13 protein-coding genes are annotated in these 14,010 nt (G+C 39.5%); 3 read left to right on the top strand and 10 right to left on the bottom strand.

Going from position 1 to position 14,010, the window contains the following annotated elements:
* Window positions 1-33: 33 nt before the first annotated feature.
* The 4 genes from KO513_RS07680 to gcvP all read right to left on the bottom strand — a co-directional run bounded on the left by KO513_RS07680 (window position 34) and on the right by gcvP (window position 5,589).
* Entirely contained in the window at window positions 34-885 is an 852-nt protein-coding gene (locus tag KO513_RS07680) for a glycosyltransferase family 2 protein (RefSeq protein WP_215913988.1), read from the bottom strand.
* A gap of 54 nt (window positions 886-939) precedes the next feature.
* Entirely contained in the window at window positions 940-1,470 is a 531-nt protein-coding gene (locus KO513_RS07675; protein WP_215912920.1) for a methyltransferase, read from the bottom strand.
* A gap of 45 nt (window positions 1,471-1,515) precedes the next feature.
* Entirely contained in the window at window positions 1,516-2,571 is a 1,056-nt protein-coding gene (locus KO513_RS07670; protein ID WP_215912919.1) for a 3-oxoacyl-ACP synthase III family protein, read from the bottom strand.
* Between the two features lie 165 nt (window positions 2,572-2,736).
* A complete protein-coding gene (gcvP, locus tag KO513_RS07665) occupies window positions 2,737-5,589 on the bottom strand; it encodes an aminomethyl-transferring glycine dehydrogenase (protein WP_215912918.1) in 2,853 nt (950 codons plus the stop codon).
* Window positions 5,590-5,714: 125 nt separating this feature from the next.
* Here gcvP and KO513_RS07660 point away from each other — a divergent pair, with 125 nt between their 5' ends.
* Entirely contained in the window at window positions 5,715-6,539 is an 825-nt protein-coding gene (locus tag KO513_RS07660) for a hypothetical protein (RefSeq protein WP_215912917.1), read from the top strand.
* A 227-nt stretch (window positions 6,540-6,766) separates the two neighbouring features.
* Here the strand turns inward: KO513_RS07660 and KO513_RS07655 are convergent, their stop codons facing one another.
* A complete protein-coding gene (locus tag KO513_RS07655; RefSeq protein ID WP_215438731.1) occupies window positions 6,767-7,321 on the bottom strand; it encodes a sigma-70 family RNA polymerase sigma factor in 555 nt (184 codons plus the stop codon).
* 120 nt (window positions 7,322-7,441) lie between these two features.
* On the opposite strand from KO513_RS07655, the gene KO513_RS07650 reads away from it, so the two are divergent.
* Window positions 7,442-7,801 carry a rhodanese-like domain-containing protein gene (locus tag KO513_RS07650; protein ID WP_215438441.1) on the top strand — a complete coding sequence of 120 codons (360 nt, stop codon included), beginning with the start codon at window positions 7,442-7,444 and terminating at the stop codon, window positions 7,799-7,801.
* On the opposite strand, the gene KO513_RS07645 is transcribed toward KO513_RS07650, so the two are convergent.
* The 5 genes from KO513_RS07645 to KO513_RS07625 form a co-directional block, all read right to left on the bottom strand.
* Window positions 7,798-8,319 carry a 5' nucleotidase, NT5C type gene (locus KO513_RS07645; RefSeq protein ID WP_215438440.1) on the bottom strand — a complete coding sequence of 174 codons (522 nt, stop codon included), beginning with the start codon at window positions 8,317-8,319 and terminating at the stop codon, window positions 7,798-7,800. The two genes, KO513_RS07650 and KO513_RS07645, sit on opposite strands and share 4 nt — an antisense overlap.
* A gap of 247 nt (window positions 8,320-8,566) precedes the next feature.
* Window positions 8,567-10,585: a M3 family metallopeptidase gene (locus KO513_RS07640; RefSeq protein WP_215912916.1), complete on the bottom strand. Its 2,019-nt coding sequence runs from the start codon at window positions 10,583-10,585 to the stop codon at window positions 8,567-8,569.
* A 22-nt stretch (window positions 10,586-10,607) separates the two neighbouring features.
* Window positions 10,608-11,009, bottom strand: a complete 402-nt coding sequence (locus tag KO513_RS07635; protein ID WP_215912915.1) for a hypothetical protein — start codon at window positions 11,007-11,009, stop codon at window positions 10,608-10,610.
* Window positions 11,010-11,041: 32 nt separating this feature from the next.
* Window positions 11,042-11,530 (bottom strand): 5-(carboxyamino)imidazole ribonucleotide mutase, encoded by a 489-nt coding sequence (gene purE, locus KO513_RS07630; protein ID WP_215438437.1) that lies wholly within the window; start codon window positions 11,528-11,530, stop codon window positions 11,042-11,044.
* Between the two features lie 4 nt (window positions 11,531-11,534).
* On the bottom strand, window positions 11,535-12,707 hold the full coding sequence (locus KO513_RS07625) for a 5-(carboxyamino)imidazole ribonucleotide synthase (RefSeq protein ID WP_215912914.1): 1,173 nt from the start codon (window positions 12,705-12,707) through the stop codon (window positions 11,535-11,537).
* A gap of 110 nt (window positions 12,708-12,817) precedes the next feature.
* On the opposite strand from KO513_RS07625, the gene KO513_RS07620 reads away from it, so the two are divergent.
* On the top strand, window positions 12,818-13,924 hold the full coding sequence (locus KO513_RS07620) for an adenylate kinase (RefSeq protein WP_215912913.1): 1,107 nt from the start codon (window positions 12,818-12,820) through the stop codon (window positions 13,922-13,924).
* The last annotated feature ends 86 nt before the right edge of the window (window positions 13,925-14,010 follow it).

Genomic DNA, 14,010 nt, shown 5'->3' with positions numbered 1-14,010 from the left:
GGCATTTTTTGTTTAATACTTGTTCTTTTTGTGTTAGAAGAGTTTTCTTTTGATATTTCGCCAGCGTAACCTTCTAATGAATTCGCCCTCGGTTTTAGAGACAAGAAACTGTTTCTTTTCTTTTTGAGCTTCAAAAAATCCATACATGTTGTCTGCAAAGGCTTTTGGCTTTCTTTGCTTTACAGCCATTTTTAATGAGGCGATTATGGTAATGACCAAACCATATCTCATGGTGTACATGGCTTTTCCTTGTAGAAGTTTGGCCTTGGGGTTATAGGCATTCCCGGTAGGTCTTAGATGTTTTACCTTTAAGCCGTCATCCGTGTAGATTTCATGTCCATGATATTGGGCAAGCAATTCATCAATAGTATCCCATCCCATAGCGTTCCTTAAACCCCCAATGGCTTTAAAGCATTTTTTAGTATAGGCTTTAAATGCTCCCCTTACGTGGTTTTTATCCATGGGGTGGTTTAGCTTCCATTGCCCATTTTCAGCCTGTTCGTAAATGAAACCTCCGGCAATGCCCACTTTAGGTTGCCCTCTAAAGATATAGACTATTTTTTCAAAATAGTTATCGGGTAGGATGATATCGGCATCTAGTTTTGCGATAAAGTCATAATCGTTATCAAGTATTTCTAAACCTTTATTGAACGCATTTACAACTTTGCTGCCTGGCATATGTTCCGTAGAGGATACGGTGTTTAATTTTGTAAAAATAGGACTCAGGCTCAAGAACTGGTCAATAATGGCCTCTGTATTGTCTGTAGAATTATCGTTCACTACAACGACTCTTTTGGGCTGCAGCGACTGTCTTAGGATGGAATTCAAGGTGTCCGCTAAGAAGCTTTCTTCATTATGTGCGGGAACAATTACATAGTAGTGCATGGCCATAAAACATTAATGGGTCAGAAGCTATGAATTTGAATTGAGATTAGAAGCCTAATTTATCTGTTTTTTTTCCGCGTAAACGATATAATAGCGCGGTGTAAAACTACGTAGTAAGGGGCGTAGACCTATTTTTTTAACAGGGTTGGTCCATTTTGCCCTATCTTTTATTTCCCAGCCGGCCTTTTCTAAAAGCCAGTCAAATTGCCAATCTTCAAATTCATGATAATGTCTGTCCCAAGGGTCTGTTTTACTGCGGTAAGCAGGAGAAAACCATAGTTTTAGGGGAATACTGGCCACCAATTTGTTTGCCTTAATTTCCCTAAGCGGATTAAAAGGTGCTAATAAATGCTCAAAAATTTCAAAGGCCGTAACCACGTCTGCATTTGAACTGACCAAGGAGGAGTAGTCAATATCCAAGTCTTCACCTTTGGTATTTTCAACAGAGTAGCCTTCCTCTATCATGATTTTTGAAAACGGATTGGCCACGCCAAGATCCAAAACAGTTTCGTCTGGAGTTACATGTTTCTTTAGGAAATCTAGGGTATGCTGAAAACGTTTACTCGGATAGGTCTTCTCGTACATTTGAACAGGTTGCAAGTTTCATGGTTTGCGTTTCTACCGGTTCAATCATATCCGGTAGACTACGGCATTGATATTCATGCCTGCGCCAACACTGGCAAAGATAACAACATCTCCCTTTTGAACCTCTTGATTTTGTATTTTTCCGTTGCGTACCAAATCATACAGGGTAGGCACTGTTGCTACGGAACTGTTGCCTAGTTTTCCTATACTCATAGGCATAATATTTTCGGGCACCTCGCGGTTGTAAAGTCCGTAGAACCGCTTTATAATAGCTTCGTCCATTTTTTCATTGGCCTGATGTATGAATATTTTATTAAGGTCGTCTATGGCAACACCACTTTCGTCCAAACAGTCTTTCATGGCTTGGGGTACATGGGTTACGGCAAATTCGTAAATTTTACGGCCAAACATTTTTATGTACTTGGTATCGTCCTTTAATTTGTTGTACGACTCTCCAAAGAATAAAAAATAAGCTTCCTCTTGGGTGTATGATGCACTGGCATGTGCCAGTATTCCTCCGGATTCCTCTGTTTTTTCTATAATAGTAGCTCCCGCTCCATCGGAATAAATCATAGAGTCCCTGTCATGTGGGTCTATTATACGAGATAGGGTTTCAGCACCAATAACCAAACATTTTTTGGCAATACCACTTTTAATGAAGGCATTGGCCTGAATAACACCCTGTATCCATCCTGGGCAACCAAAAATAAGATCATAAGCAACACAAGAAGGGTTTTTAATACGTAAATGTTGTTTTACCCGTGTTGCTAAACTGGGCAACATATCACTTTGTACGTTGTTGGGTGAGACGTCTCCAAAATTATGGGCAAAGATGATATAGTCTAATGTTTCTTTGTCTATGCCTGAATTTGTAATTGCCTTTTCAGCAGCAAGAAAACCAATGTCTGAGGCATTTAGATTGTTTTCGGCATAGCGTCTTTCCTTTATTCCGGTTATGCCTTTAAATTTTTGAATAATAACGGCATTGTCATGCGCAAAAGGGGAGCCGTCCGAGTTTAAAAAATTATGACCTTCAAAGTTATCGTTAGGTACTACCAACGAGGGTATATAACTTCCTGTTCCTGTAATCTCAATCGCCATAATGCAAATTATTTTATCACCTAACAAGGTACGTAAGAACGGCTTCATTATTATGCATGCATAATAATTATTACGATGTTCAAGACGTTTTTAAGAATGTACGTAGAAAAGGAAAAGCCTTTTCAATCATTTGAAAAGGCTTGTATTCGTTGGGTTTATGCCATTTTATTCTGCTTCTGCATATGCTTCTATGGGTGCGCAGGTGCATATTAAATTACGGTCTCCATAGGCATCGTCCACACGTCTAACCGAAGGCCAAAATTTGTTTTCTTGAATATAGGAAAGTGGAAATGCCGCTTTTTGTCTGCTGTACGGAAAGTTCCATTCGTCTCCGGTCAACATTTCAAGTGTATGCGGCGCATTTTTAAGAACGTTGTTATGGTCATCTGCCGATGCCTCTCTAATTTCATTTCGAATAGACAGCATGGCTTCACAAAAACGGTCTAGTTCGGCCAAGCTTTCGCTTTCTGTGGGCTCGATCATTATGGTTCCCGCAACAGGGAATGAGACGGTTGGTGCGTGAAAACCATAGTCCATTAGTCTTTTAGCAATGTCAGTAACCTCAATGCCATTCTTTTTAAACGGTCTACAATCTATAATCATTTCATGGGCTGCGCGTCCTTTTTCCCCGGTATAGAGAACATCGTATGCTCCACTTAATTTGTGTTTGATGTAATTGGCGTTCAATATGGCAATTTCGGTAGAATGCCTTAATCCTTGTTCACCAAGCATTTTAATATAACCATAGGAAATTAAGCACACCAAAGAACTACCCCAAGGCGCCGCGGATATTGCAGTTATGGCATTATCTCCACCAGTTTCTATCACGGGGTTACCGGGAAGAAAAGGAACCAATTGTTCCGCAACACAAATTGGGCCAACACCCGGACCTCCGCCTCCATGAGGTATGGCAAAGGTTTTGTGAAGGTTTAAATGGCAAACATCCGCACCAATAATTGCGGGATTAGTAAGGCCGACTTGAGCGTTCATATTGGCGCCATCCATATATACTTGCCCGCCATTATCATGTATTAGTTGGGTAATGTGCTTAATAGAAGACTCAAAAACACCGTGCGTAGAAGGGTAGGTAACCATTAAGGCTGCAAGGTTTTCCGAATGTTTAGAAACTTTGTCCTCTAGGTCGGATACGTCTATGTTTCCTTTTTCATCTGTTTTTGTAACCACTACTTTCATGCCTGCCATTACCGCGGAAGCAGGATTAGTGCCGTGTGCCGAGGCAGGTATGATACAAACATCCCTATGTCCTTCGTTTCTGGACTCATGGTATGCTCTAATGACCATAAGGCCTGCGTATTCGCCTTGAGCCCCGGAATTGGGTTGAAGCGATGTAGCGGCAAAACCGGTTATAGTGGATAAATCTTTTGCCAGTTCCTTTAATATAAACTGATAACCTTTGGCTTGTTCAATTGGTACGAACGGATGAACATTTGCCCAACGGGCCATGCTCAACGGTAACATTTCTGAAGCTGCGTTTAACTTCATGGTGCAGGAACCAAGAGAAATCATAGAATGGTTTAGAGAAAGGTCTTTGCGCTCTAGCTTTTTGATATAGCGCATGAGTTCTGTTTCGGAATGGTACCTATTGAAAACTTCGTTCTGTAAAAAAGCAGACTGGCGCTGTACGGTTGAACTGATAGCGGATTTGTCTAAAAGAGTATTCGTTTCCTGCCCATTTTTTCCAAGGGCTTGGGCGAAAATTGAAATAATTTGGTTAAGATCTTGTAATGATGTAGCCTCGTTTACCGCTATGGAAATAGTTTCATCATCAATATAAAGGAAGTTAACCGCATTTTCTTCAGCTACTTTTCTCACCTTCTTGGCATCGGCCTTAATGGTAATTGTGTCAAAATAGGACGAATTGGTTTGGTATAATCCTAATTTTTCTAGGGCATCCGCTAAGGTTACTGCCGTGCGATGTACCTTGTTCGCAATATATTTTAAGCCTTCCGGACCATGGTATACAGCATACATTCCTGCCATAACAGCCAATAAAACTTGAGCGGTACATATATTTGAAGTAGCCTTGTCTCTTTTAATGTGTTGTTCTCTGGTCTGTAGAGCCATTCTAAGGGCCGTTTTACCGTCAGTATCTTTAGTAACTCCAATAATCCGTCCGGGAATATTTCTTTTATAAGCCTCTTTTGTGGCAAAGAATGCGGCATGTGGCCCACCGTAGCCTAACGGAATACCAAATCTTTGCGTGGTTCCTACAACAACGTCTACCCCAAATTCACCAGGAGGGGTAAGAAGGGTTAAACTAAGGATATCTGCGGCAACAGCCACTTTCATATCATTTTCCTTGGCTTTGGTTACAAAATCGGAATAGTCATTTACCTGTCCGTATTTGCCTGGGTATTGTAATAGAGCACCGTAAAAATCCTGGTCAAAAGTAAATTCCTCGTGATTGCCAATAACTAGTTCAATACCCAAAGGGGTAGAGCGGGTTTTTAAAAGCGATAAGGTTTGTGGTAGTATTTCTTCTGAAACGAAAAATTTTAACACGCCGTTTTTCTTTTGGTCACGGCTACGAACATCGAATAACATGGTCATTGCCTCTGCAGCTGCAGTACTTTCGTCCAATAGGGATGCATTTGCCAGTTCCATTCCCGTGAGGTCCGTTACCACCGTTTGGAAATTTAACAGGGCTTCCAATCTGCCTTGGGCGATTTCAGCCTGATAAGGAGTATAGGCCGTGTACCAACCTGGGTTTTCAAGAATATTTCTCTTGATTACCGAAGGGGTTAAACTTTCGTGATATCCTAAGCCAATGTATGTGCGAAAAACTTCATTTTGCTCCGATAATTCTTGAATATGGGCCAGAAATTTATGCTCGCTCATGGCGGCACTAAGTTCTAACGGTTTTTTTAATCGGATATCATCAGGAATGGTCTCATATATGAGCTGATCTAAGGTTTCTGTACCTACAGTTTTGAGCATGTGCTCTTGATTTTCTTCCTTAATGCCTATATGGCGTAAAGCAAATACATCTGTTTTCATAGCTTAAAATAAAAGTGGCGTAAAATTAGGCATTTAATCCCTTAAAAAAATCACATAATAGTTTATCAAGGTGAAAGTTTTTAACTAAAAAGGAGGGTTATGAACAGTTTGGTTAGTTTTGTAATATGAAGGTCTTGAACCGTATATTCGACTTTTACCTAGACGCTAGTATTCATGTGGCGCTTGGTGTTTTTGCGTTGGTACATGTCACGGATATTACATTAGGTTATGGAGTAGACCAGCATCTGGCGTGGTTTCTATTTTTTGGTTCCGTTGCTTGCTACAATTTTGTGAAATATGGGGTAGAAGCCAAAAAATATATTTTGGTGGCCAGTAGGTATCATAAGAACATCCAATTTGCCAGTTTTATAGCGTTGGCCATTGCCTTATATCATGGTTGGTTCCTTAAATTGGAAGTTTGGATTGGAGTAGTGGGGCTAGTGGCACTTACGGGACTATATGCCTTACCTCTATTGCCGCATACTAGGAATTTAAGGAGTTGGGGCGGACTTAAAATTTTTATTGTGGCATTGGTTTGGGCGGGAGCAACGGTTGTTCTTCCTGTACTATCGGAAGGGGGGACTTTTGAAAAGGATGTGTGGATAGAGGTTGTACAGCGCTTTTTATTCGTTCTTATTTTGTTGATTCCCTTTGAAATCCGTGATTTAGCGTATGACAGTCCGGAATTAAAAACATTGCCACAACGTTATGGAGTGGCCAACACCAAGATTTTTGGGGCATTTGGTACGCTACCTTTTTTCTTTTTGATTCTTTTAAAAAATAACGCAAGCCTTGAGGAGGCAATAGCTGGTGGTGTCCTATTTATAATGTTAGGAAGTTTGATGTTCATTACAAAACGAAATCAACATAAATATTTTTCCTCTTTTTGGGTAGAAGGAATATCTATTTTGTGGTGGGGACTGTTAGTGGCAATTTCAGCTATTTTTTAGTCTCCCTTCTCTAAAATTTGCTTCATTTTTAGCTTTTCCTGCTCGGTTAAGCTATGAAGATCGGCCTTTTGGCATAAGGTTGTTAATTGCGTATTCTGCTTGGTTGCTTTAGAACAGGCTTTACACATTAACAGGTGGTAACGCAATTTTAATTTTTCCATAAAAGTTGCTTCCCTGTATTGGGTTTTATTGCAAATTATGGCGGCTTTTTCGCAAGAAATCATAAGTTAAAACCAATTTTGATTAAGGCAACCCATAAGAGCTGTTCTAGCTCTATGGATCATTACCCACAGGTTAGACGGATTAATGTCAAGCTCATTACAAATATCTTCTGTACTAATTCCTTGAATGGTCTTCATGGTAAATACCAAAGCTTGTTTTTTTGGTAATTTTGAAATGCATGACTGTATAGCAAGTCCTAATTCCTCGTTCTCTATGTCACTGTTTTCAAAGGAACTAAACGGGTCTGCAACTTGTTCTTCTAGCCAATCGCCCTCGGCATCGGTTTGAGAACTGTAGTTCATTCTTACTTCCGCTTTTCCCTTTTTTGAATTGATTTTTCTGTAATGATCAATTACTTTTCGTTTTAAAATAGCAATGAGCCAAGTGCGTTCGGCGGCATCTCCCTTGTAATTTTTAGCGGATTTTAAACCCGCCATAAAGGTTTCTTGAACAAGGTCTTTTGCTACCTCGGCATCGCTAATACGGCCTATTGCGTAGTTAAAAAGATAATCAGCATATAAGTCTACCCATGTCTCTGGGTTTAGTTGATGTTCTGCCATACGTATCGTGTCATTATCAAAAGTAATAGAATTAGATGTAATGACCTTCAATTTTTTTTCATTCCTTCCAATATAATTTAATGCCGCCATAATTCGTATTTTTGATTAAACTTAAAAAACATGAAATTCCACTATTTGCTTCTAATGTTGAGCGTTATCTGTGTGGGTTGTGCTCAAAGTAAAGGAAAACGTATCACAGAATTTTCACAGAATGATATAGATTCCGGTATTTTAGTAGATGTACGTACTCCTGAGGAATATTCAAGCGGCCATTTGGATAATGCGGTGAACATTAATTGGTTTGATACCGACTTTGTAAAAAAAGTAGATACTATACAGAGGAACAAACCTATATATGTATACTGTAAAAAAGGAGGTCGTAGTGCAAAAGCGGCCCATGTTCTGGATTCACTGGGCTTTAAGAAAGTTATTGACCTAGAAGGGGGCTATGATGCCTATATGGCCAATAAGAAAGATTAAAGCAGTTTTTCCGCCACTTCTAGCCAGTTGTTTACACGTTCAAAACCAGTAGTATTTACGTTATGCGGTGATGTAAATAAAAGTGATCTACCTTCAAAAGTTTCTAGGTTGTAACTGCGGTCGTCAATGAGAACGTCACCACGTAAAATGTGTTTGTGCCCGCAAAGTATACGGTTCTGCCATGGTATGAACGAGAAATGCTCATCTAACCACTCTGATTTTTCTTCAAGCGAATTTGGAAACTGCATTGCAGCAGATGCAATGTACACTTCGTGCTTCTCGTTTAATTTTTTTAGAACGCTCTGGCCATTGGCTATAGGCTTCAGATTACGAAAAAAGCCGCGGTTTCTGGCATGGTCACGTACGCTTTGTTGTCTGTCTACAGGAACTTTATGCCAAGCTTCACTGCCATGAAACAAGTCTAATGTTAGATTTTCATTAAAATCTTTATTGTAAACTTCTATGTGCGCTCCGTAGGTGTCTGCTATCACCTCGTCCATATCAACAAATATAACCATGTGTATTTTTTTTGCGAAGTTCTAAAAACCGTTGGAAATGATGGACCGAATTGAAAAAAAATAGTAATTATTTAACCTAAAAGATGTTTTGGTTTTTGGGCATAAAAAAAGAGGGCGTCCCCACACCCTCTTTTAAAACCGTTAAAAAAATTACTTTAGATATAACCTTTTCAACCTACTTATGTTTAGTAAATATATAAGAAAAAACTTACAAAACATAATCTCGGTATATTTTTTTACTTTTTTTTTAGTTCAGTAGCCCGGCTCTTTCCAATAGGGCCTCTACTTTGGGTTCTGCTCCCCTGAAGCGTTTGTACAGCGTCATTGGGTTTTCCGTACCTCCTTTGGATAGTACATTATCCTTGAATTTAGTAGCAACTTCTTTGTTAAAGATACCCTTTTCTTTAAAATAAGCAAAAGCATCGGCATCTAAAACTTCCGCCCATTTGTAGCTGTAATACCCAGAAGAGTATCCTCCTTGAAAAATATGGGAAAAGGCTGTACTCATACAAGTTTCATCAGTTTCTGGATATAGGTTTGTACCTTTAAAAGCTTCGCTTTCGTGCTGTTTTACACTGGTGATGCCCGTTGGGTCCACTCCATGCCATGACATATCCAACAGTCCAAAACTAAGTTGGCGTAAGGTCTGCATACCTTCCTGAAAAGTAGCGGATTCTTTAATTTTCTGGACCAGTTCCATAGGGATTACTTCACCTGTTTCGTAGTGCGTGGCAAAAAGTTCAAGAGCCTCTTGTTCATAACACCAGTTCTCCATGACTTGGCTGGGAAGCTCTACAAAATCCCAAAAAACGGATGTTCCCGAAAGGCTAGGGTAGGTAGTGTTAGCCAACATACCATGCAATCCGTGGCCAAACTCATGAAATAGGGTAGTTACCTCATTAAACGTTAAAAGAGATGGCTTGCTTGGTGTGGAACGTGTAAAATTACAAACATTGGATACGTGTGGACGCACATTGTCTCCGTTACGTCTGTATTGTGGTTTGTAGGAAGTCATCCAAGCACCACCACGCTTTCCTTTTCTAGGGTGAAAATCTGCGTAGAATACGGAGATGAAGTTATTGGAAGTATCGTAAACCTTATAGGTCTTTACTTCTTCGTGATATTTATCAATATCCGTTACTTCTTCAAACTTAAGGTCAAATAACTTTTCGGCCACCTTAAAAACTCCGGAGATTACATTCTCGAGTTTAAAATATGGTTTTAGTTTCTCGTCATCTAAATTGAACAACTTTTGTTTTAGCTTTTCAGAATAGTAACTACCGTCCCATTTTTCCAATTGGTCTATGCTATCAAGTTCTTTTGCAAAATCTTCCAGTTGGTCAAATTCTTTTTGGGCAGCTGGTTTTGCCTTTACCAGTAATTCATTTAGAAACTCATATACTTTTTCCGGAGTTTCTGCCATTCGCTCTTCTAAAACAAAATGAGCATGGGTTTTATAGCCTAAAAGATTTGCCCTTTCGTAACGCAAATTGGCTATGGAAAGTACGTTTTCCTGATTGTCAAGCTCATCACCATGAAAAGCCTTACTACCAAATGCGAGCGCCAACTTTTTTCTAAGTTCGCGGTTTTTGGCATATTTCATAAAAGGAATATAGCTTGGGTAGTCTAAAGTCACTAACCAACCTTCCTTGTCCTTGGCTTTTGCCATTTGGGCGGCAGCTTCTTTTTCGCCTTCGGGCAGACCGTCCAAATCGTTTTCATTGGTAAGGTGCATTTCGTACTTGTTGGTTTCGGCCAGTACGTTTTCACCAAACTTTAATTTTAGTTTTGATAGTTGGGCATCAATTTCACGAAGACGCTTCTTTTTATCTTCGTCCAGATTAGCGCCATTTCTACTGAAACTTTTATATTTTTTATCAAGTAATGTTTGCTGTTCTACCGATAGATTTAGGGAATCTTTTTGGTCATAAACATTTTTTATACGCTTGAACAAGGCCTCGTTTAATGTAATATCATTACTGAATTCCGACAATAACGGAGAAACTTCCTGGGCTATTTTTTGAATTTCCTCATTGGTTTCGGCGGAGTTTAAATTGAAAAACACACTGGAAATACGGTCTAATTGCTGCCCGGAAAACTCCAAAGCCTCTATGGTGTTTTCAAAAGAAGGAACTTCTTCATTAGCTGTAATTTGGTCTATTTCGGCTCTAGCCTCTTCCATGGCCTGTAGAAAAGCAGGTTTAAAGTGCGAATTTTCAATTTTTGAAAAGGGCGCAGTGTCAAATGGGGTCAATAAAGGGTTCATATAGCGCAAGATTTTTGTTAGTTTAAGATTTTATGGGGTTGTTCTTTAGTTGCATCCAGGTATTTACAAAATCCAATATCAGTGCAAGACCTGCCAATAAAAAGGATAGTGCGGCTCCAGTTACAAATGCAAAATTACGGTCTGCTCCGGTCATTACCTTGTCCCTAACAAATCTATAATGATCTGTATATTCCGTAAGACTTATACTGCCATCTCCATTAAGGTCAAAAGAGTCCAGTTGCATTTCATAATATTTCCACCTTATGAAAACAAGTGTCAAAATTAAAATATACATAGAAAAGAAGAACAAAGAGCATCTCCAAAGGCTTTTGATATAGGGGTTTTTAACTTTTTTCTCTACGAAAGCCAGAACAATAATAGCCAGTACACCAAGAATAAAACCAACAAGTGATGGGTAATTCATGAATTGTATTTTTTTTGATGTTTTAGGGGTTGTTACTTGGTGCTAACGGATTTTGCACCATCTATAACCTTTTGCTTTAAGCCTTCTTTGTAAACGATGATTTTGTCCAGAACGCATTTGTCCGAACTTCCTATAATCTGAGCTGCTAAAATTCCAGCATTTTTTGCTCCGTTCAAAGCAACGGTTGCCACGGGAACACCACCCGGCATTTGAAGAATGGAAAGTACGGAATCCCAACCATCTATAGAATTACTGCTCTTTACGGGAACGCCAATTACGGGTAGAGGAGACATAGATGCCACCATTCCTGGTAAATGAGCTGCACCACCGGCACCCGCAATTATTACGTTGTAGCCATTGGTGTGCGCATTTTTACTAAAATCAAAAAGTTTTTCTGGGGTTCTGTGGGCAGAAACGATATCTACATCTACCTCAATGTCAAATCCCTTTAAAATATCTATGGCGTCTTGCATTACGGGCAGGTCACTAGTGCTGCCCATTACTACGGCTACTTTACTCATATGGCTATTTGCTTATAACTTTAATGGTTTCCTTTACTTGCTGCGCAATTTTACGCGCCTCGGAAATTGATTCGTTTACTATGGTTACATGTCCCATTTTTCTAAAGGGGCGGGTTTGTTTCTTGCCGTAAATATGAGGAGTTACTCCCTCCATTCCTAGAATTTCGGACATATTTTTGTACACCACCTCACCAGTGTAGCCTTCGGCGCCCACTAAATTCACCATTATACCGGCCACTTTACTTTTGGTATCACCTAAGGGCAAATCCAAAATGGCCCGTATATGCTGCTCAAACTGGTTAGTGTAGCTGGCTTCAATGCTGTAATGACCACTATTGTGGGGTCTGGGAGCAACTTCATTGACTATGACTTCATCATCTTTGGTCTGAAATAGTTCAACGGCCAAAAGACCTACATGCTGTATTTTTTCAGAAACCTTTAATGCGATTTCTTGCGCTTTGTTAGCTACCGTTTCACTTATTCGGGCGGGACAGATAACATATTCTACCTGGTTGGCTTCCGGATGAAATTCCATTTCTACCACTGGGTAGGTTTTTACTTCGCCACTTGCGCTTCGGCTTACAATAACGGCAAGTTCGTTTTTAAAGTTGATCATCTTTTCGGCAATACATTCGCCGGTCGGTAACCCCTTTAAATCTTCAATCTTGCGAACTACCTTTACACCTTGCCCATCATACCCAAATTGGGCCGCTTTCCAGATAAAAGGAAAGTTTAGACCGCCATTGATGACACTATCTTCAATCTCACTTTTATAGGCGAATCTTTGAAAATCAGCTGTGGGTATGTTGTTATCCACATAAAAAAGCTTCTGTTTCGCTTTATTTTGAATAATCCTAAGGGCTTTGGTTGGAGGAAAAACCTTTAACCCTTCTTTCTCCAATTTTTCAAGTGCAGAAACATTTACGTTTTCAATTTCAATGGTGAGTACATCTACCTGTTTCCCAAGATTGTAGACGGCATCAAAATCCATAAGGTCTCCCAGAATAAATTCGTTGCACGCTATTTTTGAGGGTGCTTCCTCCGAAGCGTCCATAACTACGGTATGGATGTCAAATTTTCGGGTTTCGTAAAGTAGCATTTTTCCAAGTTGGCCACCGCCTAGGATTCCCAGTTTAAAAGGTGATGAAAAGTACTCCGATGAATTTTCTGTAGACATGCAATTGATTTATAACTGATGCAAAAATACATCGAATTCTTAAAACGCAAGGTGTGTACTTAAAAAAGCAAAATCAAAGTGTTATATTAGCCGTTCTTTAAAAATGCGATGTGATAAAGCTACACGATAAACATTTTAAACCGTTCTTGAGCGAAGTGCAAATAAAGGCTGCCGTTAAAAAAGTGGCCGATGAAGTTGCAGCCGATTATAAGGACGAGACGCCCATTTTTGTGGGGGTACTTAATGGGGCATTCATGTTTATTTCGGATTTTTTAAAGGAATACCAACATCCTTGCGAAGTTTCTTTTGTAAAACTTAGCTCTTATCAGGGCTTGACCTCTACAGGTATTGTGGAAACACTTTTGGATGTCTCCGAAAATATTGAGGGACGCAGCGTTATTATTCTGGAAGATATTATAGATACTGGGCGCACCCTTAAAAAATTAGTACATCTTTTTTCAAAGGCAAACGTAAAGGAATTTAGGATTGTCAGTCTTTTTTATAAATCTGAAGTATACAATGGTGAATACACCATTGATTATGTGGGTATAGATATACCCGATAAATTTATTGTGGGTTACGGTCTGGATTACAATGAACTTGGACGTAACCTTAGGGAAGTTTACCAATTAAACCAAAAACATATGATCAATCTCGTGCTGTTCGGGAAACCGGGTGCCGGAAAAGGAACCCAAGCGGAATTTTTAAAAGAAAAGTACAACCTGAAACATATTTCTACAGGAGACCTTTTCCGTTATAACATGAAAAATGATACCGAGTTGGGCAAACTGGCAAAATCATACATTGATCGTGGTGATTTAGTACCGGATGAGGTAACTATAAAAATGTTACAGGATGCAGTAGAGAAAAACCCAGAAGCAAGCGGTTTCATTTTTGATGGTTTTCCGCGAACAACTGCCCAAGCCGAAGCTTTGGATACCTTTTTGGCAACAAAAGACATGAAAATAGATGCAACCATTGCTCTAGAAGCTAATGACGAAGTATTGATTCAACGTTTGTTGGAACGCGGTAAGGTAAGTGGCCGTAGTGATGACCAAGACGAGTCCAAAATACGTAACCGTTTTGATGAGTATAATGAGAAAACCGCACCTCTTAAAGATTTTTATGAGGAGCAGAATAAATTCCATAGTGTAAACGGTATTGGTGCTATAGACGAGATAACCCATCGTTTGGGTAAGGTTATAGAAGAGCTTTAACAGCTCAATAACCAGCATTAAATTAGGAGAGTTGAAAAGGAGATAAACTTCGGTTTTTGTCCGTTTCAACTCTCTTTTAGTTTTAT

Source organism: Zobellia sp. B3R18 (assembly GCF_018860715.1).
GTDB lineage: Bacteria > Bacteroidota > Bacteroidia > Flavobacteriales > Flavobacteriaceae > Zobellia > Zobellia russellii.
Note: the sequence above shows the minus strand (reverse complement) of the source record. Positions and strands in the feature narration are given on the sequence as shown.